This window comes from Nocardia sp. TBRC8007 (genome assembly GCF_056629435.1).
In genome coordinates this window covers 101165-120815 of the sequence record NZ_JBWSOR010000006.1, presented here as the reverse complement: position 1 = coordinate 120815, position 19651 = coordinate 101165, and the positions used below count along the sequence as shown (strand labels likewise).

Sequence of the window (19651 nt, the reverse complement as noted above, 5' to 3'; positions counted from 1 at the left end):
TCGTCCCCGGTGCGAGCCGTCCCGCCTCGGAGGTTGCGCTTCCCGGTTGGGTCACGTGAGCGTGGCATGGCGTCACCCGTGACCAGTCGCGGCGGCGGTCGCGGTACACAGCAGGCCCCAGCCAACGGTGACCGCAATGGCCTTGGGGTGTTGCGGTTGTCCGCGCAATGCGCGTCCGGGCACTACGGTGTCGCTCAGATCCGGGGCGACCCGGACTGCGATGGTCAGCCGAATCGCTTCCGGCATCGGTGCGAAAGTCAGCGCGAGACCGGAGGCGAGGTCGTGTGTTCCGACCATCCCAGCCGCGGTAGTACGCCCGATATCGGCGCCGGGCCATCCGCAGGGGGCGAGCAGGACCGCTGGCCGCAGTACTACTGCGAGACCGTATGCGGCGGTAGCGATACCCGCGATACGGGAGCGATCATCCGCCTCGTCGATTTCGTCCCTCTTTCAGTGCATCGTGGACGATGGCATTGCAGTCGACAACATTGCATCAATTATGCATCGCTATATAATGACGTGGGTCCGCATCGTCGATTTTTCGAGGAGTTAGCGTGACCTGTCGCCGAATGTCATCCACCTCTATCCGCCTACTTGCTCGCGCGGTGGCCGAGTCAGTCAGGGGCATGTCAGTCAGGGGCATGTCAATCAAGGGCATGTCAGTCAGGTTCACGTCAGCAGGAATCGCTCTGGCCGGGATGACTCTGGCCGCGTCTGGTGCGGCGGCGACTCCCGAGGCGGTTCCGGTCGCCGGAGTTGTGCCTGCTACCGATGCGGTTCCGATTGCCGGGCCTGCGCCGGTGCCGTATCTAGATCTGGACCGGTATCTGGGCACATGGCTTCAGCTCGCCGCCGTCCCGCAATACTTCAACTTGGCCTGCGCGCGCGACACCCGAGCGAACTACTCGCTCGATCCCCAGGGCAATATCGCGGTGCGCAATTCCTGTGTCACCTGGGCAAACACGCTCAATGAGATCGACGGCACCGCAGTCGTCAACGACAAGGAGACCGGGGCACAGCTGCATGTCGGTTTCCCCGGCATGTTGTCTCCAGGGAGTCCGGGGGGGCCGACCAACTATATCGTCACCGGGCTTGCCCCCGATTACTCCTGGGCGGTGGTCACCGACCCGAGCCGGATATCGGGGTTCGTTCTGTCCCGTACGGCCACCCTGGATGCAAATGCCTGGCAGCAGGTGCGCGCGTCGATTACAGCCGCAGGACAGAACCTGTGCACGTACTTGACCTCACCGACGACGGGTGGTGAATCACGCATTCTGCCGTTGTGCACGCTGTAGGTTCACCTGCGCGGCGTCGCGGGCGCCGCGCCGTGGATCAGGATTACCTTCGATGACCGTAACGATCGCGCTGTTCACTAGGGACTTGCGAGTCCGCGACAACCCAGTGTTGACCGCCGCGCACCGGGAGGGCGCGGTGATCGTGCCGTTGTTCGTACTCGATGAAGCCATCATCGCCTGGCACGGCGCCGCTGCGAACAGGATTCGGTTCCTCATCGCCGCGCTCGCCGAATTGGATGCCGAACTCCGTGCGATCGGTGGCTATTTGGTGCTGCGGCGCGGTGATGTAGTCGATGTTGTCGATGCGGTGGTCGCGCAGGTACATGCTGAAAGTCTGCACATCGCCGCAGATGTCAGCAGCTACAGTCGTCGACGTGAGCGCGCGTTGCGTGATCGTCTTGCCCAGCGGCACTGCCGGGTACACACGCATCCGATGACCATCACCGTCGCGGATCCGGCAGTGCTCCTGCCCACTACCGGGCGCGATCATTTCGCTGTTTTCACTCCGTACTTCAAGCGCTGGATCACAGCCCCCCGGCGCAAGCCGCTCGGTGCGCCCCGCGACCTCACTGTGCCGCCGATAGCGAGCCTGCCATTGCCGGAGGCGGGCAAGCTCTGTACCGGACCGTCGTCGCCGCAGTTGGCTGTCGGAGGCGCGCGTACTGGGCAGAAGATGCTGCACGATTGGCTCTCCGGGCCTATCAACGACTACGCGTGCCGCAGTGATGACCTAGCGGCCGACGCTACCTCGCGGCTGTCGCCGTACCTGCATTTCGGTTGTGTGTCTCCAGTAGAGCTGGTGCACCGGGTAGATACCGCCTCCGCGGGAGGGCACGCATTCGTCAGGCAGCTGGCCTGGCGCGACTTCCATCACCAACTGCTGGCGGCCCGCCCGGCCGCGGCATGGTCGGACTACCGCGATCGCTCGAACCGTTGGCGCGATGATCCGCACGCTGTCGACGCCTGGCAGGATGGACGCACCGGCTACCCGATTGTGGACGCCGGTATGCGGCAGCTGCGCGCGGAAGGCTGGATGCCCGGCCGGGCCCGGCTGATCGCGGCCAGTTTTCTGACCAAGTCGTTGCGCGTGAACTGGCGCATCGGCGCCGAGCACTTCCTGCGCTGGCTGGTGGATGCGGATCTGGCCAACAACCAGCTCAACTGGCAGTGGATCGCGGGTACCGGAGCGGACACCAGGCCGAACCGGGTGCTCAACCCGCTGCGCCAGGCCGAGCGTTACGACCCAGATGGCACGTACGTGCGCCGCTGGATTCCTGAGCTGGCGCATCTATCCGACGCCCGTGCGCATCGGCCCTGGCGCGAGCGGATCGACCTGACCTGCTATCCGGCTCCGCTTCTCGACGTCGCTGGAATGTAGCGCGACTTCGTGCTATACCAGGGAGCCTATTCGAACATGAGCTACAAATGGGCAACATTCTGGTGTGGTTGTCGACGGGATCTTGTGCAGGCGCCGCTAGGGTGGAGTGGCTATGGACACCGCCGCGCCTGCCTCGCCAGTGTCTGTGGGTATCCCTCCGCTGCGGGCCGCGGCGGCCATTCGGTTTCCATGGAAAATTCGGAGCACACAGCCGGTGGTTATCGCGGCCGGGTGTCTCATCCTGCTGCAGCTGGTGCTTCGCTGGTGGGTAGCCGACAGCGGATACTTCTATTGGGACGATCTCATCTTGGTCAGCCGAGCTGCCAGGTATCCACTGTGGTCCGCGGATCTACTGCTGTACAACCATGACGGCCACTTCATGCCGTTGGCCTTTGCCACGGCATGGGCGGTGACTGCGCTGGCGCCATTGGCTTGGGTCGGACCGGTGGTATCGCTACTGGTTTTGCAGCTCGGGGCAGCGGTCGCTGTACTGCGTATGCTCATCGTACTAGCGGGTACGCGGTGGATGATTCTGCTCCCGATGGCCTTCTATCTGTTCTGTCCGTTGACGCTTCCGGCATTCGCGTGGTGGGCAGCCGCCTTGAACGCGCTTCCGCTGCAGTTCGCTCTCGCCTGGGTGAGTGCCGACGCGGTGCTGCTGGTCCGAAGCGGCAGGCGGCGGTATGCGTTATCCGGGATCGTGGTGTGTGCGGTGGCACTGCTGTTCTTCGAAAAGTCGGTGGTTGTCCCGTTCGTCGCATTCGCAGTCGTGGCACTGGCTCGATATGTCGATGGGCACGACGGTACGGTACGTGTGGTGGCGTGCCGCGGGGCGACCCTGTGGACCGGATCGGGTGTGGTGCTGGCGTGCTGGCTGGTCGGATATCTCACGGTGGCCGGTAGTCCCGGACTGCACAATAGCGTGGATGAGTTGCGGGACCTGTTGCCGAGTGCCGCGTCCATGGGGATCGTTCCCGCGTTGTTCGGCGGGCCTTGGGCCTGGGAACGGTGGCTACCGGCGACGCCGTGGGCGGATCCGCCGAGTTGGGTAGTAGTGTCGGCCTGGCTCGCGCTGGCCGGGCTGGTGGTGTCGGTGCTACGCGCTCGGCTCAGGGCATGGCCGATCGTGGTTGCGGTTGTGGCCTATGTCTTGATTGTCGAGCTGGCCGTGGCGTTGGTCCGTGGCGGACCGAACACCGCGGCGGAACTCATGCAATCCCTGCGCTATTTCGCCGACCTGGCTGTCGTGCTGGCTGCCGCGGGCGCGCTGCTGGTGCGCGCTCGTCCGCGGCCTGCGCCGTCGTCCGGCTGGATATCTGGATGGTTTCCCAGTTCCTGGACAATGATCTCGATGACGGTGCTGTTCGTAGTGGGCAGTCTGTGCTCCACCTACACCTATGTTCAATTGTGGCGTGAAGGCCCGACCAGAAGTTATGTCACGAATCTGCGGTCGGCGCTGAACGAGTGGGACGGCGTCCCTCTGCTCGACCAGGAAGTGCCGTGGAATGTCCTGAATCCAGTGTCCTATCCGCAGAATCTGGTCAGCGAGGTGTTCGCTCCTGTCGCCGAAACGGGCACCTTCGCTGATTCGACGTCACATTTGCGGATGATCGCCGACACCGGAGAAATCGTGGAAGCGGCGGTCTGGTGGAATCGCGCCATCCTCCCCGGACCAGAGCCGGACTGCGGTTACCGGATCCACGGGACCGCGCCGGTCCGGCTGCCACTCAATGGGCCGATGCTGGAGCACGGATGGACCGCCCAGATCAACTATCTCGCCGACCGCGACGGTCGTATTCTCGTCGGTTTGGAGCACGGTGAGGTAGTTGCGGCGTCGGTCCGCAAAGGTCTACACACAGTGTTCGTTCGCATCAAAGGCAGTGGTTCGGCACTTCGGATCTCTACTCGAGCAACAGAACTGGATCTGTGTATTGGGGCAGGACCGGTCGGCGTCGCGTCGTATGACAACTGAACTGTCGAAGGCGTCGCAGGTCGAGGGGCTCGACCTGCGGAGACTCCGCTGATTGCCGGGTGGCCGATAGCTGCGGCGGATACCGTGGCAGGTAATGACAGGACCGCTGTGAGGAATATAGATGACCATCATCGATGTATGGGCGCAACATCCTACGCTGCGTATGCTCGAGCACGACATGTTCGATTCGCTGCGCCGCTGGGGCGCGCCACTGGCGACCGATCAGCCGCCGGTCTCGGCGACATTGGCGGCAATGGACGCGGGTGGCGTCGACCTCGCTTTGATCAGCGCCTGGTACGGGCCAGGAGGGGCACTGATCTCCAATGACGAAGTAGCCGCGTTTGTCGCGGAGTCGGGTGGCAGGCTGATCGGTGTCGCGTCGGCAGATCTGCGCAAGCCGATGGCAGCGGTGCGGGAATTACGTCGGGCGGTGACAGAATCAGGGATGAAGGCGCTGCGGATAGTGCCGTGGTTATGGGGACTACCACCTAATGACCGCCGATATTACCCGCTGTATGCCGAGTGCGTGGAACTCGGCATACCGTTCTGCACCCAGGTCGGACACACCGGGCCGCTGCGCACCTCCGAAACTGGTCGTCCCATCCCATATCTCGATGACGTGGCCCTGGAATTCCCGGAGCTGACCATCGTCGCCGGGCACATCGGCTACCCGTGGACCGCCGAGATGATCGCGTTGGCGACAAAGTACCCGAACGTATACATCGATACCTCCGCCTACACCGTCCGCCGCTATCCACCGGAGTTGGTGTCTTATCTGAAGGCGCACGGGCGCGAAAAGGTCATGTTCGGCACGAACTTCCCGATGATCTTCCCGCAGCATGCGCTCGCGGCTCTGGACGACCTAGATATGACCGCCGAGGCCCGCGAACTGTTCCTCGCAGGCAATGCCCGCCGCGTTTTCTGTCTGGACTGAGCGCGACTGCCGAACAGCGCCGGACAGCCGGTCGGCTCTGGTCAGCTGCGGCGGATGCGCAGGATGTTGTCCAGCCGCGTGCCCGGTTGTCCCTCGGGGTCCGGGTGGACGCGCTCGACGACCTCTTCGAGCTCTACTTGCCATTCGGCCGACGCCAGATCCAGTCCCGCACGCACCTCGGTGGTGGTCGGGAACTCTACATTCATGGGTGGCTCCACGACCCAAGACGGCCATGCCGCATGTCCGACAATCAGTAGCAGCCCACCTGGCGCCACTGCTTCCGCCGCGCGGCGCAGAATAGCCATCCGCTCACCGTTTTGTGCGGCCGGTGAGTGCAGATAATGCGCTGATACCAGATCGAAGTGCCCGGTGGGGAAGCTTTCGGCGAGATCGTGCCGCTGCCAATCGATGCGCTCAGCCGCTCCCCGTCGCCGTGCGTGGGCTCGCGCACGGGTGAGTGCGGTCTCCGACACATCGACTGCGGTGACTCGCCAGCCGCGCTCGGCCAACCAGATCGCGTCGGCACCCTCTGCGCAGCCGAGATCCAATGCGGAACCTGTTGGAAGCAAGTCTATTTCACGGGCCAGAAGCGCGTTGACCTGTCCTGACCAGACCTGTTCGTGTTCTTGATAGAAGGCTTCCCAGTATTCGACCGTGGTGCGCGCGGTCACCTCGGTGTGGTGGTGTGTGGTACCCATGCCCCCACAATCCGCCCGGTTCGATGAATCGGCAAATAATGTTGCCGATTCAGCAACGAATCCGAGTTCATCCGATCGGGTGGATCAGTAGTCTTCGAGCGGATCGCGCACCATCATGCCCGCAGCGGCGCGTAAGCGCGCGGACATGGTGGTCAGCAAGTTGATGGAGTCGTCGGAAAGGCCGATGGCCGTGTGTATCAGCCTGCGTAGCTGTGGATTGGCGAACATGCCTGCCACGGCGGCATCGTGCTCGGTCGGTGCGGTGCCGAGCTGTTGGTCGAGATCCACGGCGAAATACTCACAATCGGTCATCGGGCCCCCGAGGAACCGCGGCGGATGTGTCGGCTCCAGTGCAGCGATGTGCGGGCGCGCGAACGGAATTCTTCTGGCGCGCAGCGTACATCGTGCCCGCGTCATTGCGGAATCGGATAGACGCATCCCATGGTTGCCCGTTGCCGCGGTCGGGGGCGGCCCCGCAGTACGGACGCGTACGATTATCACACTGCCGGTATGGATCTCGCCGTAACGACGCGGCGAGAGCCGCGCGGGGGCGTACCACCTTATGTGCGGGACTTGTTCTTTACCGGGAGAAATTCTGGTGCGGTGCGGACCGGGCGATATGACAACGACATGCGGTGGATCCGCGCGTTGATCTGCGAAGTCACTGCCAGCTCATGGCACACTCACTGGCTGCCGAAGTAGGTACCGACTGGGAGAGGCCTGAGATGGGAGATCTCGACGACAAGACAGCGGTGATCACAGGTGGTGCCCGTGGGCAGGGTCGTGCGTACGCGCTGGCGCTTGCCAGAGCAGGGGTGGACATCGTGGTGTGCGATATCGTGCAGCCAATGCCTGGCCTTCCCTATGCGCTGAGCACTCCGGATGACCTCCGTGAAACAGCTGAACTGGTCGAGCGGACCGGTCGGCGATGCGTTGCGGTACCGGCCGATGTGCGTAGTCTGGGTCAGATGCGGATGGTCGCCGAGCGGGCGATCGACGAATTCGGGCGCATCGATATTCTGATCGCCAATGCGGGTATTGCCTCGCAGTCGTCTGTCGCCGAGATGGATGAGCAGTTGTGGCGGGACATGATCGACACCAATCTGACCGGCGTGTTCCACAGTTTTCGCGCAGTCGTTCCGCATATGATCGAGCGCCGCTGGGGTCGGATAATCGCTATCTCGTCGTACATGGCCAGGATGGGGGCGCGCAATGCCGGGCATTATGCCGCGAGTAAGTGGGGCGTGCTCGGTTTGGTGAAATCTCTGTCGCTGGAGGTGGCTGAGTACGACATCACGGTGAATGCCCTGCTGCCCGCGGGCGTGGACACCGATATGATCCAGAACCCCACTATGTGGCGTCTCATGATGAGGGACAAGGAGAATCCCACCAAGGAGGATTGGATGTCGCTCATCTCATCCGGTCCGCCGAACGGGGATCTGATCCAGCCCGTCGAGATGGCCGCGACCATGCTGTTGCTGGTCGGCGAACACGGCAGGCACTTCAACGGAGAAGCTGTGACGATTTCGGCTGGGAGCAGTGCGAATGCGTTCTGAACGGTTTCGAACACGACTGTGCCGCGGTTCGAGACAGTGCCTTGCCGAGACTGCCGCGCAAGCACCGGGTCAGCGGCGTCGCGCGGTTGGCGGTCACGTCGAACGACAGCGCCGCTGATATCACGGCGACCGTGTTGTGCGTGGCCCTGGAGGCCAGGCCAGGCCAGCGATGGTTGCCCTCGGTGGCAGCCGCGGGAATCACAGTCGCCGCGAGCACTGCAGCTGTTATTCGCGGGGCTCGGCCCAGCGCCAGCAGCGGCCGGGCGAGTCGGCGAAACAACATGTCGAAAACCCTTCGCCCGATATCGGTGCCGACCGGATGCCCGCGAAGTTCGAGATCGAACACACTTGTAGGACCCGAGCCGCTGTCGCTTCCTGAGCGCTCAGCTGCCGTCGTCGGGCTCGCGCAGGCGCACGGCACCGGCTGTCGCAAGGAAGCCAGTGATGATCGAGGTAACCCGTTCCGGGTCTTCCACCATGGGAAGGTGACCGCAATCGGCGAGTTCCACCGCGGTATGCGGACGCAGTCCACGGTTGAGCCGTTTGCCTGCCTCGGCCGAAAGGACGCGGTTCTGCCTGCCCCAAATGGTGCAGATAGGCGGGAAATCACTGGGTGGAGTGAACTCGTCCATGATGCGGTAAGCCGGGAAATCCTGGACCAGACCGTACAGTGCGGTCAGCCTGCCTCGATCGGACCAGTGCGCCCGCAGGCGTGGTGAGCGTTGTAGCCGACGTCCGTGACCACGCGCGCCCAGCTGTTGGGCGACGATCAGCGAGATGATCCAGCCGGGTAGGCTGATCCGGCGTGCCAGCGGGGCCAGTGGTAAGCGCGCCCCCGCCCAGGCCAGTCCCGCCGACCGCCCTGAGCTGACAGTGTCCCAGGTCAGCGGGTTGATCAGGACGAGGGCGCGCACCGTGTCGGGATGACTCATCGTGTAGCGCAGTGCGGTGGCACTGCCGAGGCAGTTACCGATCAGCGCCGCATCGGTGAGCCGGTAGGCGGCCAAGAACGCCGCGAGCATATCCGCGTAATCCACGAGCCGATAGCCGGTGGCCGGCTGGTCGGCTCGACCGTACCCAGGGAGATCGAGTGTGAAGACCTCATGCTCCTGGCACAGTGTCGTGACCTGGTCATCCCAGATGCGGTGCTGCGCACCGGCATTGTGCAGACACACTACCGCCGGTCCGTCGCCCGTGCGCTCGTAGGCCACAGCTGCGCCCTGGTACTCGAAAACGTCCACGCTGACTCCTTGCGAGCGGCCTGGCGAACGAATCACTGCTGTGTAGCGATTTTACGTGGTCGGACCGGGTTGGAAGAGCACTTAGCCTGTACCCGAGGGTGTTTTGCGGGAATGTCGCAACTCTGGTCTGATAAAGCCGATCCGGTATCGGGGCTATGCTGTGAGGTCGGCACGCACCACCTTGCCTGTCGCATTGCGAGGCAGTGCGGTGGTGGTGAGGCGCCACAGCGCGGGCACCTTGTAGTAGGCCAGTCGTTCCGCGGTAAACCCACGCAGTTCTTCTTCAGTTGTCGCTATGTCGCTTTCGACCACGACCACGGCGGCGACCTGTTGCCCCAGATCAGGGTCGGGCACGCCGACAACCGCGCATTCGCGTACTCCAGGATGTTCCTCGAGACACTGTTCGATCTCGAGAGGATAGACGTTCTCTCCACCACGCAGGATGAGATCCGAACGTCGGGCAGACATGCGCAGCCTGCCGTCTTCCACAACGCCGATATCGCCTGTGCGCAGCCAGCGGTCCGGGGTGATCGCCGCAGCGGTCGCCGCGGGGTCCTGCCAATAGCCGAGCATCACATACGGGCTGCGCAGGTAGATCTCCCCTTCCACGCCGTCCGGTACGGTATTGCCCGTGCTGTCGCGAATCTGCATCGCGACACCGACGATCGGGCGTCCTACAGTATCCGGGAATGTGGCGAGTTCCGCTGGACCGGCCAGGGTCGCCGCGGTGCTGCACTCGGTGAGCCCATAGCTGGTCACCAGGGCGGTACGCGCAGCGGGCAGCTGTTCACGCAGTTTCTGTTGCAGCGTGGCCGAGGACGGCGCAGAGTTCAGGGAGAATGCGGTCAGCGAGGTCAGGTCGTAGCCGGACAGGTCCAGGTCGAGCATTCTGGTGGCCATAGTCGGTACGGCGCCCCAGTTGGTGATTCGTTCCCGCTCGATCAGCCGCAGTACTCGGTCGGGATCGAACGCGCCTTGATGGATAACCGCCGCGTCTCCGGTGACCAGCCGGGGTACCACCAGGTTGTGCAGGCTGGCGATGTGGAACAATGGCGAGGTGAGCAGGTAGCGTCGGTTACTCGGCGGTTCGGTGGCTCCGGTCGCCATGGTGGCCAGCGCGTCGTTGAGCATGTGGTATCCGATGACCGCCACCAGATTCCGGTGCGAGTGCACCACACCCTTGGGGCGTCCGCTGGTGCCGCTGGTGTAGAGGATCACCGCGGGGTCGTCCTCGTCCATCTCGGTACGTGGCAAGGTGGTGGTCCGGAAGTCGGCCAGGAGTGCGGGGATGTCGTACTCCATGGTGAGCACCGGGATCCGCATGTCCAGCTCTGCCGCCAGTGCGGTGCGTTTCGTGTCGGCGACGAGCACCGTGGGGCTGGTGTGCTCTACCGCATAGGCGATCTCGCGGGTCGCCCACCATGCGTTGTAGCCCACCGCGATCGCGCCGAGTGCTTGCGCCGCCCAGAAGGTGAGCACCCACTCGGGCGTGTTCGCCGCGAGGATGGCGACCCGGTCGCCCTTGCCGATGCCGTATCGCTCCCGCAGCGCTGTGGCCAGCGCCGCGACAGCAGCGGCGTGTTCAGTGAAGGAGATCCTGCGCTCCGGGGTGATCAGGTAATCCCGTGTGCCGTGTTCGACCGAGTCGGCGAGCACATCGCCGAGTGAAAACTGCCTATGCCGCAGTACTGGCATCGGTGTGCCCAGTACGTCTTCAACCACCATCTCGAAGCGACCGCCGGGGCCGGTGAGTTGGTCCATCGCCTGCGTCAAGAAGGTTTGTGGGTCTAATGGTGCGGTCATCTCGAGCATTTTCCTCATGGCTGCGATGGACGGCTCGGCGGGGTACGGATGGCGAGGAGACGATCGGATCAGCCGCTGACCGCCGCGAATGTCGCGCGTAGATAGGCGTTGGCTCGGGTCGAACCGATCAGCCCCGGAGCCATGCGGTTCATGGTGTAGGCGAAAGTGAGCCGGTGATCCAGGTCGTTGACCACCATCGCACCGCCGTACCCGGCCCACCAGCACACTCGACCACTGGGCACCGCCGGAGCGATCTGTGGTTGTGGAAGACCGTAGCCGATGCCGAACCTCAGTGGCACCAACAGCGCGAGATCCACACCATCGGACTGCTGCTGGAAGATCAGGTCGATTGTCTCGTCCGACAACAGCCTGTGGCCGTCCAGCTCGCCACCGCAAGACACCAGAGATTGCACGCGCGCCACCGAGCACGCGTTGCCGTGCCCGTTCACCGCGCCGATCTCGGCCTGTCGCCAACCGACACTCGCTGTTTCGGCGATATCGAGCAGTGGACTGGTCAGTGTCTTGATCGGGACGCTGTCCTGGTCGAGAACGGATATGTCGAATTCCGGCACTGGAGGGGAGACAAGGGTGGCGATTCGCCCGTGATGTTCGGGTGCGGTGCCGATGTGAAAGTCGGCCCCCAAGGGGCCGGCCAGTTCCTCGGCGAAGAACTTGCCCAGCGAACGACCGGTGACGCGCCGGATCACCGTGCCGATCAGATGACCGTAGTCGAGCGCGTGATACCCGGATGCGGTACCCGGCTCCCACCATGGTGGCTGATCAGCCAGGCGGGCAGCGGCAGCCTCCGTGTCGTAGATGTCGGTCAGCGCGATCGGTGGCTGCCAGCCGGAGACGCCGGAGGTATGTGCGAGCAGATGTCGTAGCTCGATATCGCCTTTGCCGTTCGCCGCGAACTCCGGCCAGTACTCGGCCACCTTGGCTGACACATCCAGCACACCGCGTTCGACCAAGAGCAGTGCGCTGAGCGCGGTCATGGTCTTGGTGACCGAGAAAACGTTGACCAGGGTGTGCTCGGTCCATGGCACGGCGCGTTCCGGGTCGCGATAGCCGCCCCAGAGATCGACGACCGGACTGCCATCGAGTGTGACGCAAATCGACGCGCCGAGTTCGTCGCCAGAGGCGAGCCGATTGTCCAATTCCGTTCGTACCTGAGTGAATCGCTCGGCGCAGAAACCCGCGCTGGCAGTAGCGGTGTCTGTCGCCGTCATCGTCGTCTCACTGGTAGCGTGGTATCCGGGCCGGAACCTGCGGCGAATTTCCCATGACGGCAGCCCGTTTCGTGCTTCGCGTCAATTCGTGCCGCATATCCCGTGTATAGGGATCGAACTCGATCCGGATGGCGGGCAGTGGTGAGTCGCAATAGCCGGTGGGGCAACCGCTACTGTCGTCGGTCGCCGCGTAGCGGCCGAAGAGGATGTCATGACCTCGTGGACGTTCGGCGACGGTGACCCCGGAGGGGTCTGCGCCGGTGAAACGGATCTGGGGGAATGCGGTTGCCAGCATTCGCTGTCCTCATGCTGGGAGCGCCTACGCCGGGCGCAGGTGCAGGACGGACTTCCCGGCGCTGTCGCGCTGGAGAGGTATAGACGACAAAATAACATCTGGCTAGACTCACTGTCTAGTGAGTGACGTTATGTCCAGTGAGCAACGCCCGCTCTGCCGCCGATAGCGGCCTCGCTCGCTGGGAGGCGTGCGCGGGCGCACATCTTCGCGAACACGAGGAACTTGTTCTCATGCGAACGAACGCGAGTATCAGCCTGCGGGACGAACAGAAGCGACAGACCAGGGCTCGGCTGCTGGAAGCGGCCGAAGAGTTGTTCGGTGCCCATGGCTACGCGGCTGTTCGGGTGGACGACGTCGCCGCCGCGGTCGGTTGCAGCCGTGCGACTTTCTACTTGCATTTCGCGGGCAAGGCGGGGATCTTGCGGGCGATCGCCGAACAGGGCATCGGACCCAGCGCGCTGCGTTTCTACCAAGACCTCGACCAGGTGCTGGAAACCGGTTCGCGCGCTGAGTTCATCGGCTGGGTAACCCGCGCTATCGAGTGGTTCCACCAGTACAAGGATGTGTTGCTCGTCTGGTATGAGGCCACGGCACTGGAACCCGAGTTCCGTGAGATCGCCCGCAATGGCATTCTCGCCCTGCCCAACGCGATGACTGTTTATCTTGCCGGATGGCCCGCCGATCGGCAGAGCGAGGCGCGGTTACGTGTGGAATTGCTAGTGGCACAACTGGAAAGGCTCTTCACCAGGTGGGCGTTGCGGGGCGCCATCGATGTCTCGGCGGAGCAGGTCGCCACGGTGCTGAGCGATATCTGGTTTCCCGCGCTGCAATCACCGCCAGCAGCAGGCTGACCGGTCTGTTCGATGAAGGAGCTGTCGGATGTGCCCTACAGTGGACGCCGATTCGGCGGTGTGGAGTCGTCGGTCCACTGATGCGTATCGACGGTGCCTCGCGAGACTGTCGGTGCCATGGGGCATCATCTGTGCACGCAGCCAACTACGAATATCGCTCGGAGTCACCCATGCCGTCGCCACGAACTACCCCGCAACCTTTGTCGAACAGCGAGATCGAGCAGATCGCCACGGACATCGCTGGTGGTCGTCCGCCTATGGTGTGGTTCACCGCGGCCGCAGTGGGGGTTCCGGAGGGGCGCTCGGGCAAGGTGATCGCGCTCGGCGACCCAGCAGACGGAGACTTCCTACAGGTCAGGCCGACCGGGTCGAAGGATGTATTGTCCTTTTCCCCCACTGAGGTGACATTGACCAAGCCACCGCGCGGGCCGGTCGGTGCCGCTCAGCCGAAGCAGGCTGAGCCGAAACAAGCAGCGAGGAAGGAATCCACTGTGTCCCAGCCGCCGAGTTCGCAGACGAGCGCTCCGGCATCGGCCCCCAAACCGCACGGCAGCACATCAGGAGCGAGCAGACCCGATGCCGCGACCAAGCCTGTCCCGCCCGCGAAGTCCGTCAAGGCCCCAGGCGCGCGCAAGTCCACCAAATCGCCCGAGGTCACGGTGACCCTTACCGGCACAGCGGACGGTGAATGGTCGGTCGACGTGGTGAGTGGCAAGAAGCGCACGGTGCGCGGACTTCCGGTGTCCAGTTCGGCGGTGGCCCAAGCGTCCAAGATCCTGCACCCCGAGGTCGCCGATGTGGTCGCCGGAATCCTGGAGACGCTGCGTGGCGTGCAGGAGGCGAAGGTTCATCAGTTACAGGCCGAGTTGGCGGAGGCCAAGCGTCTGCTGGAGGAGTTGAGCGACTGACACTCACACTGCGGTACCGGTGGGTCGAGTTGCCGGGTGCCGGGCCTGGTGCTCGGTGTCGGTGGACGCGCGTCGCGCATCCTCATAGGACGCATAGCCCAGTGCGTATTGCTTCGCGTAGTACATGGCCGCGTCCGCATGTCGGAGGAGATCGTGTACGTCGGTATCCGAGCGGCTCGGACCGACGCCCGCGATGCCGATACTCGCTGTGATCGGTATCTCGCCTGCGTTCAGTCCGAACGGCCGGACGAATGCGCCGATCAGCCGTTCGGCCAGTACCGCTGCCTCGGGCAGGCCGAGCGGGGAAAGCACCACGAATTCGTCGCCGCCGTAGCGGGACACTACGTCTTCCCCATGCACCACATGTCGAATCCGGCCCGCCGCAGTCGCGATCAACTCGTCGCCGACCGCGTGTCCGTAGCTGTCGTTGACCCGTTTGAAGCCGTCCAGGTCGATGAACAACAGACAGATCGGTTGTCCGGACCACTGTTCTCGACGTTGTCGCAGTGCGCGGAGCAGGGCGGCGCGGTTCAGCAACCCGGTGAGCATGTCGTGCTCGGCTTGGTATTTCGCGCGTCGCTCGCTGCGGATGCTGCGCACGATAGCGTGTTCGCTACGCACCAGCATGCCGATCAGCAGCATCGCGAACAGGGAGGAGACCACTACCCGGTCGAACAGGTCCAGCCTGGACCCGACCACCGGAACCAGGGAAGCCACGATCAGCGCGATCGCGATGAGACTGGCGCGCTGCCTGGAGTGATGCGGATGGATGCGCCGCGGTGCGCCGAGCGCGGCCATGGTCGGGTGCAGTGCCGCGACTCCAACGGTCGCGAAGGCGAAAAGCAGCGAAGCCAGTAGCACCTTGCCGCCGAGTGCGGTAGTACCCGCCGCCAGGCTGTAGCCCAGATTGCCCAGTAGTACCGCGACCAGTCCGGCGTGCACCAACCACAGCGCGATCTCCGAGCGGGTCGCAGTGGTCATCGAATGCGCGACCAAGGTGAGTAGCAGCGCGTCGAGTACTGGATAGACTGCCGCCAGCACGACGTTCACTCCGGCGGGTGGTGACTGCAGAATCGGCGAGATGAGAAAGGTCCAAGCGGCCAAGAGTGCGCCGAGCCCGATCAGGGAGAAGTCGAGCACCAGATCATAGTTGTCACGTAGCTCGCGCGGGCGCAGCCAGATCAGCGCGATGAGGCCCACACCGGAATAGCCGAGCAGGGTGAACGCGTCGTCGAATGGATGGATCATATGACCTGGGCTGTCTCGGAGCATGATGCCTGTTGCGAACAGCACCGTGGAAGCCGACAGCAGACACCACGGCAGTGGACGGGCGGGCCGATGAGTGCGCAGTCCGATGGCGATCGTCGCTATCGTCACGCCGAAGACGATCACCATCGTCGTGAACGACACCAGCAGCGAGCCGATCGACAGGTGTATGACGATCGCGACCGCGCTTCCTCCCAGAGATACTGCGTACCAGCGCAATCCGATTTGGCGCCGCTGACTGTTCGGTAACCCTGTACTGGGTGTCATCAGCCCCCTTGGTCGCTCTGCCCCGGTGAATTCGGGCCGTGCGGGAGATCTGTGTATCTGCCACGGCGAATTCGTCATCCGCCTGTTCTTCGAGTCCGGCTCGAATACCGTCAGCGCATGAGAACCGAGTGTTGTTGTACGAGCAGATGTCCCAACCGACCGCCATGCGTTCGGCTGCCAGAAACTGGACAACTGTTTTGATCATGGCATGGAACGTGACTGCCTGTCGGGCACTTGGCGTAACAAGAGCGAAACCAACGCGTCGCACCTTGGTCGTGCTTGCGAGCGCGTCGAAAACAACTCTCCTTCGGCGTAACTCGTAATCTGTTCGGAACGGTCTGTGCTGAGCGAGAAGAACCAGCGAGGTATGCGTGTGGGGACGTGGGTAGCGCCAGGGCGGGTCAACATCATCGGCGAGCACACCGATTACACCGAAGGCTATGTTCTGCCGATCGCGGTGCCGCTGGTCATGCGGTGTACTGCGGTGGCACGCAACGATGGTCGGGTGCGGGCAATCTCACGGCAGCGGCCCGGCGAGCCTGTCCTGGTCGAGGTGTCCGGCTTCGTCGCGCAGCGGGCACGGGTGCCGGAGTGGTCCCGTTATCCGCTTGGCGTGCTCGCCGAATTCGTCCGGCGTGGAGTGCGGATTCCCGGCGTCGACCTCGACTTGGACGGCGAGGTGCCGATCGGTGCCGGGCTGTCGTCCTCGGCGGCGCTGTCTTGTGCGGTGGCCATTGCGCTGCGCGATTTATTCGCTCCCGAACTGTCCGATCGTGCGTTGATCGATATAGCGCGCGAGGCGGAAAACGCCTATGTCGGTGTGCCGACCGGTCTGCTCGACCAATCAGCCGCGATGATGTGTGTGGCCGGGCACGCGTTGTTACTCGACATGCGTGGTTTCGCCGCTGATGCCACCACACTGCGCGCTGATGCCTACGAGCAGATCCCGTTCGACCTGAGCCGTTTCGGGCTCGATCTCGTGGTCATCGATACCGGCCAGCCCCATGAGCTGGTCGACGGCCGTTACGCAGAGCGGCGTGACCAGTGCGTGGCGGCCGCCGCGGCACTTGGTGTCACCTCCTTGCGTGATGTCGAGACCACGGCAGACGCCGACCGGATCACCAATGAGGTACTGCGACGGCGAGCCCGGCATGTGGTGGCCGAGAACGCAAGAGTGCTTGCGATCGCCGAGACAATGCGTGCGGGCAGCGACCCGAGGATCATCGGTCCCGTCCTGACCGCGGGGCATGCTTCGCTGCGGGATGATTTCGAGGTATCCACCCCCGGATTGAATGCCGCGGTGGATGCCGCGCTGGTCGCAGGTGCATACGGTGCGCGCATGATCGGCGGTGGCTTCGGAGGAAGTGTCATCGCTTTGGTGGATCGGGGATGCGCCGAGCTGGTGACAGAGTCGGTCCGCAGGCGTTTCACTGACGCTGGTCTCTCCGATCCACGTACTTTCCTCGTTGTTCCAGCAGTTGGAGCGCATCGGATCGACTGAGTGATTGTGCGGCTCCGCTGCGGTTGGTCATCAGGCTGGGCCTGCTGGAAGCAAACGTCGCTCAGTTCCGGTCGGTACTGTCGAGGACATCGCTTCGGATTCTGGACAAGGGCGGACTCGACAGGGGGATTCATGGATATCGACAGCAAGCCTGCGCTTCGGCTGACGGGGCTGTCCAAACGATTCGGTGGGGACGCGGTGGTCGACAATGTCGATCTCACCGTGCCCTCCGGCTCATTCTTCGGGCTGGTCGGACCGAATGGGGCAGGTAAGACCACCACGCTATCCATGGCTTGCGGTCTGTTGCGGCCCGATGCCGGTACGGCGTGGATTTTCGGCGTCGATGTATGGGCCGACCCGGTGCGCGCCAAGACCGAGGTCGGGGTATTACCCGACGGGCTCGCTCTGCCCGAGCGGCTGACCGGCCGGGAATTGCTCAGCTATACCGGACTTTTGCGTGGTCTTCCATCAGCCACTGTCGCCGATCGCGCAGAAGAACTGCTTGCAGTGCTCGAATTTTCCAGTGCGGAGCGAACGTTGGTGGTCGATTACTCCGCCGGTATGCGTAAGAAGATCGGTCTGGCCACCGCCCTGCTGCACGCACCGAAACTGTTATTGCTCGATGAGCCGTTCGAGGCGGTCGATCCGGTGTCGGCAGGCACGATTCGCGCCATCCTGCAACGGTTCGTCACCGCGGGTGGTGCGGTGGTGCTTTCCAGTCATGTGATGGCATTGGTGGAGGGCATGTGCGATCGGGTCGCCGTGCTCACCAGCGGGCAGGTGGTTGCCGCGGGCGCGCTCGACGATGTGCGCGGTGATGTCTCGCTGGAGGAAGCTTTCGTCCGATTGGTCGGTGGCCGGGTCGGTGGTGCGGAGGGCTTGTCGTGGTTGGCGTCCTGATCCGGATGCGTTTGTTGTCGACCCGGCGTGCGCTCACGAGTGGGTGGCAGGGCGCGATTGTTGTCCTGGGGTTGCTGGTCGGGATGATCGCCGCCGTGACTACCGCGACAGTCATCGGATTCTCGGTGCCCGATGGCGATGTATCCGGTGCCGTTACGGTGGCTGCCACCCTGTTCGGGATATGGACTCTCGGCTGGCTGTGTGGTCCGGTGCTGATGGGCGGCGGAGATGAGACGGTCCAGCCAGAGCACCTGCGGTTGTTGCCATTGACGAATCGGCAATTGGCGACGGGTCTGTTGGCGGCGGCACTCGCAGGGCCTGTGCCGATGGTGAATCTGGTGGCCTTCGGCGGGCTGATCGTGCTGGCGGTCCAGATGAGTTGGACGGCAACGTTGGTGGCGGCTACCGGTGTGGTGCTGCAGCTGATTTTCGTGGTGCTGCTGTCCCGAGTGGTGCTGGCCTGGGCCGGGGCTGCGCTGCGCTCCAGGCGAGGTAAGGATCTCGGGATAGTGCTGGCTGGTTTGGTCGGACTGTCGTACTACCCGATGAGTCTGCTGGTTTTCCAGTTGGAATCCGTGCGTGCGGCGCCATCCCAGGTGACTACGGCGTTGCGCTCGCTGCCATCGGGGTGGGCGCCTGCGGCAGTCGAGGCCGCGCAGCGTGGGGATCAGTTGCGCGCCGTGCTGCCGCTGGCTGGGTTGGCGTTGTTGTCAGGGGCCCTGTGGCAGGTGTGGTCGGTGCTGCTCGGCCGCAGGCTGACCGCCCCGGCGCACACCGTGGTCACGTCGGGCTCGGGTGTGCTGTTGCGCTGGGCGCGTCCAAAAGGACCTGTCGCCGCAGTGGTGCTGAAGGAGCTGCGTACGTGGTGGCGCGACAGCCGCCGCCGGGCGACGCTGCTGCCTCTGCTCATCACTGGCTTCTTGCTGCCGGTGTTCCTCACTGTCCAGGGCAGCGGTACGGGTGGTGTGGCGTTCGCCGGTATCACAGCTGCCTGGTTTTCCGGGCTGGCCGCGATGAACTTGTACGGATTCGATGGCACCGCGGTCTGGCAGACACTCATCACCCCGGACGCGGTTCGCGCCGACATCCGTGGACGGCTGGTAGCGGTGCTGCTGGTGATCGGGATACCGACAGCCCTGGCCACACTCGTGCTTCCCGGCGCTCTCGGCCGCTGGGAGCTCTATCCCCTGGTGCTGTCCCTGCTGCCCGCGGTGCTCGGTGTTGTGGCGGGCGCCGGATTGTTCCTCTCCGTCGCCGCCCCTTACGCTGTGCCGCCTCGAACCGGGAACCCCTTTGCCGTGTCAGGCAATCCAGGGTGTGCCAAGGGGTTGGCGCAGGTGGTGGTCAGTATGGGCCAACTGGTCGCTTTGCTGCCCGTGCTCATGGTCCTCGGCCTCGCCCACTATCTTCACCTCACTGCTCTCGCCTGGGCAGCTGTCGTTGTCGGTATCGCTGTCGGCGGTTCGGCTGCGGTGTTCGGCGCCAGGGCCGCCGAACGTCGTCTCAGCGGCCGAGGCCCCGAGCTCCTTGCCGCTGTCCGTTGCCGCTGACCAGCCG

The 19651-nt window shown here is 63.9% G+C and carries 18 protein-coding genes; 10 read left to right on the top strand and 8 right to left on the bottom strand.

Annotation, left to right across the window (positions count from 1 at the left end):
- Positions 1–72 precede the first annotated feature (72 nt).
- Complete coding sequence (locus ACX4ZE_RS08975) at positions 73–297, bottom strand: hypothetical protein (protein WP_480272868.1); 225 nt, start codon at positions 295–297, stop codon at positions 73–75.
- Between the two features lie 359 nt (positions 298–656).
- On the opposite strand from ACX4ZE_RS08975, the gene ACX4ZE_RS08970 reads away from it, so the two are divergent.
- The 4 genes from ACX4ZE_RS08970 to ACX4ZE_RS08955 all read left to right on the top strand — a co-directional run bounded on the left by ACX4ZE_RS08970 (position 657) and on the right by ACX4ZE_RS08955 (position 5579).
- Positions 657–1295 (top strand): lipocalin family protein, encoded by a 639-nt coding sequence (locus tag ACX4ZE_RS08970; RefSeq protein ID WP_480272867.1) that lies wholly within the window; start codon positions 657–659, stop codon positions 1293–1295.
- Between the two features lie 52 nt (positions 1296–1347).
- A complete protein-coding gene (locus ACX4ZE_RS08965; protein ID WP_480272866.1) occupies positions 1348–2673 on the top strand; it encodes a cryptochrome/photolyase family protein in 1326 nt (441 codons plus the stop codon).
- 112 nt (positions 2674–2785) lie between these two features.
- Entirely contained in the window at positions 2786–4645 is a 1860-nt protein-coding gene (locus ACX4ZE_RS08960) for a hypothetical protein (protein WP_480272865.1), read from the top strand.
- A 121-nt stretch (positions 4646–4766) separates the two neighbouring features.
- Positions 4767–5579, top strand: coding sequence for an amidohydrolase family protein (locus ACX4ZE_RS08955; RefSeq protein WP_480272864.1), 813 nt, complete (start codon positions 4767–4769; stop codon positions 5577–5579).
- A gap of 41 nt (positions 5580–5620) precedes the next feature.
- On the opposite strand, the gene ACX4ZE_RS08950 is transcribed toward ACX4ZE_RS08955, so the two are convergent.
- Together ACX4ZE_RS08950 and ACX4ZE_RS08945 are read right to left on the bottom strand one after the other, a co-directional pair.
- Complete coding sequence (locus tag ACX4ZE_RS08950; protein ID WP_480272863.1) at positions 5621–6277, bottom strand: class I SAM-dependent methyltransferase; 657 nt, start codon at positions 6275–6277, stop codon at positions 5621–5623.
- An 84-nt stretch (positions 6278–6361) separates the two neighbouring features.
- Positions 6362–6589: a hypothetical protein gene (locus tag ACX4ZE_RS08945; protein ID WP_480272862.1), complete on the bottom strand. Its 228-nt coding sequence runs from the start codon at positions 6587–6589 to the stop codon at positions 6362–6364.
- 362 nt (positions 6590–6951) lie between these two features.
- Here ACX4ZE_RS08945 and ACX4ZE_RS08940 point away from each other — a divergent pair, with 362 nt between their 5' ends.
- Positions 6952–7833, top strand: a complete 882-nt coding sequence (locus ACX4ZE_RS08940; RefSeq protein ID WP_480272861.1) for a mycofactocin-coupled SDR family oxidoreductase — start codon at positions 6952–6954, stop codon at positions 7831–7833.
- Between the two features lie 383 nt (positions 7834–8216).
- On the opposite strand, the gene ACX4ZE_RS08935 is transcribed toward ACX4ZE_RS08940, so the two are convergent.
- The 4 genes from ACX4ZE_RS08935 to ACX4ZE_RS08920 form a co-directional block, all read right to left on the bottom strand.
- The gene (locus ACX4ZE_RS08935; RefSeq protein ID WP_480272860.1) at positions 8217–9074 is read right to left on the bottom strand and encodes an alpha/beta fold hydrolase; all 858 of its coding nucleotides are present in this window, start codon (positions 9072–9074) and stop codon (positions 8217–8219) included.
- 153 nt (positions 9075–9227) lie between these two features.
- The gene (gene casG, locus ACX4ZE_RS08930; RefSeq protein ID WP_480272859.1) at positions 9228–10877 is read right to left on the bottom strand and encodes a steroid-24-oyl-CoA synthetase; all 1650 of its coding nucleotides are present in this window, start codon (positions 10875–10877) and stop codon (positions 9228–9230) included.
- 68 nt (positions 10878–10945) lie between these two features.
- The gene (locus ACX4ZE_RS08925; protein ID WP_480272858.1) at positions 10946–12106 is read right to left on the bottom strand and encodes a serine hydrolase domain-containing protein; all 1161 of its coding nucleotides are present in this window, start codon (positions 12104–12106) and stop codon (positions 10946–10948) included.
- A gap of 7 nt (positions 12107–12113) precedes the next feature.
- Positions 12114–12401, bottom strand: coding sequence for a hypothetical protein (locus ACX4ZE_RS08920; RefSeq protein WP_480272857.1), 288 nt, complete (start codon positions 12399–12401; stop codon positions 12114–12116).
- A gap of 230 nt (positions 12402–12631) precedes the next feature.
- Between ACX4ZE_RS08920 and ACX4ZE_RS08915 the strand changes: the two genes are divergently transcribed.
- A complete protein-coding gene (locus tag ACX4ZE_RS08915) occupies positions 12632–13252 on the top strand; it encodes a TetR/AcrR family transcriptional regulator (RefSeq protein ID WP_480272856.1) in 621 nt (206 codons plus the stop codon).
- A gap of 170 nt (positions 13253–13422) precedes the next feature.
- Positions 13423–14160, top strand: a complete 738-nt coding sequence (locus ACX4ZE_RS08910; RefSeq protein WP_480272855.1) for a DUF6319 family protein — start codon at positions 13423–13425, stop codon at positions 14158–14160.
- Positions 14161–14163: 3 nt separating this feature from the next.
- Here the strand turns inward: ACX4ZE_RS08910 and ACX4ZE_RS08905 are convergent, their stop codons facing one another.
- Positions 14164–15693 (bottom strand): diguanylate cyclase domain-containing protein, encoded by a 1530-nt coding sequence (locus ACX4ZE_RS08905; RefSeq protein ID WP_480272854.1) that lies wholly within the window; start codon positions 15691–15693, stop codon positions 14164–14166.
- Positions 15694–16033: 340 nt separating this feature from the next.
- On the opposite strand from ACX4ZE_RS08905, the gene galK reads away from it, so the two are divergent.
- From galK to ACX4ZE_RS08890, 3 genes are all read left to right on the top strand, one after another.
- The gene (galK, locus tag ACX4ZE_RS08900) at positions 16034–17194 is read left to right on the top strand and encodes a galactokinase (protein WP_480272853.1); all 1161 of its coding nucleotides are present in this window, start codon (positions 16034–16036) and stop codon (positions 17192–17194) included.
- Positions 17195–17326: 132 nt separating this feature from the next.
- Positions 17327–18094: an ABC transporter ATP-binding protein gene (locus tag ACX4ZE_RS08895; RefSeq protein ID WP_480272852.1), complete on the top strand. Its 768-nt coding sequence runs from the start codon at positions 17327–17329 to the stop codon at positions 18092–18094.
- Positions 18079–19644, top strand: a complete 1566-nt coding sequence (locus ACX4ZE_RS08890; protein WP_480272851.1) for a hypothetical protein — start codon at positions 18079–18081, stop codon at positions 19642–19644. The genes ACX4ZE_RS08895 and ACX4ZE_RS08890 overlap by 16 nt, the downstream gene beginning before the upstream one ends.
- Positions 19645–19651 lie beyond the last annotated feature (7 nt).

What these genes read in the sequence shown, in the direction of transcription:
- ACX4ZE_RS08955 (WP_480272864.1), top strand. Translation starts at nt 4,767, where the DNA reads ATGACCATCATCGATGTATGGGCGCAACATCCTACGCTGCGTATGCTC.
- ACX4ZE_RS08970 (WP_480272867.1), top strand. Translation starts at nt 657, where the DNA reads ATGTCAGTCAGGTTCACGTCAGCAGGAATCGCTCTGGCCGGGATGACT.
- ACX4ZE_RS08940 (WP_480272861.1), top strand. Translation starts at nt 6,952, where the DNA reads ATGGCACACTCACTGGCTGCCGAAGTAGGTACCGACTGGGAGAGGCCT.
- ACX4ZE_RS08945 (WP_480272862.1), bottom strand. Translation starts at nt 6,589, where the DNA reads ATGACCGATTGTGAGTATTTCGCCGTGGATCTCGACCAACAGCTCGGC.
- ACX4ZE_RS08895 (WP_480272852.1), top strand. Translation starts at nt 17,327, where the DNA reads ATGGATATCGACAGCAAGCCTGCGCTTCGGCTGACGGGGCTGTCCAAA.
- ACX4ZE_RS08960 (WP_480272865.1), top strand. Translation starts at nt 2,786, where the DNA reads ATGGACACCGCCGCGCCTGCCTCGCCAGTGTCTGTGGGTATCCCTCCG.
- ACX4ZE_RS08965 (WP_480272866.1), top strand. Translation starts at nt 1,348, where the DNA reads ATGACCGTAACGATCGCGCTGTTCACTAGGGACTTGCGAGTCCGCGAC.
- ACX4ZE_RS08910 (WP_480272855.1), top strand. Translation starts at nt 13,423, where the DNA reads ATGCCGTCGCCACGAACTACCCCGCAACCTTTGTCGAACAGCGAGATC.
- ACX4ZE_RS08915 (WP_480272856.1), top strand. Translation starts at nt 12,632, where the DNA reads ATGCGAACGAACGCGAGTATCAGCCTGCGGGACGAACAGAAGCGACAG.
- ACX4ZE_RS08905 (WP_480272854.1), bottom strand. Translation starts at nt 15,693, where the DNA reads ATGACACCCAGTACAGGGTTACCGAACAGTCAGCGGCGCCAAATCGGA.
- ACX4ZE_RS08950 (WP_480272863.1), bottom strand. Translation starts at nt 6,277, where the DNA reads ATGGGTACCACACACCACCACACCGAGGTGACCGCGCGCACCACGGTC.
- ACX4ZE_RS08920 (WP_480272857.1), bottom strand. Translation starts at nt 12,401, where the DNA reads ATGCTGGCAACCGCATTCCCCCAGATCCGTTTCACCGGCGCAGACCCC.
- casG (WP_480272859.1), bottom strand. Translation starts at nt 10,877, where the DNA reads ATGACCGCACCATTAGACCCACAAACCTTCTTGACGCAGGCGATGGAC.
- ACX4ZE_RS08975 (WP_480272868.1), bottom strand. Translation starts at nt 297, where the DNA reads ATGGTCGGAACACACGACCTCGCCTCCGGTCTCGCGCTGACTTTCGCA.
- ACX4ZE_RS08925 (WP_480272858.1), bottom strand. Translation starts at nt 12,106, where the DNA reads ATGACGGCGACAGACACCGCTACTGCCAGCGCGGGTTTCTGCGCCGAG.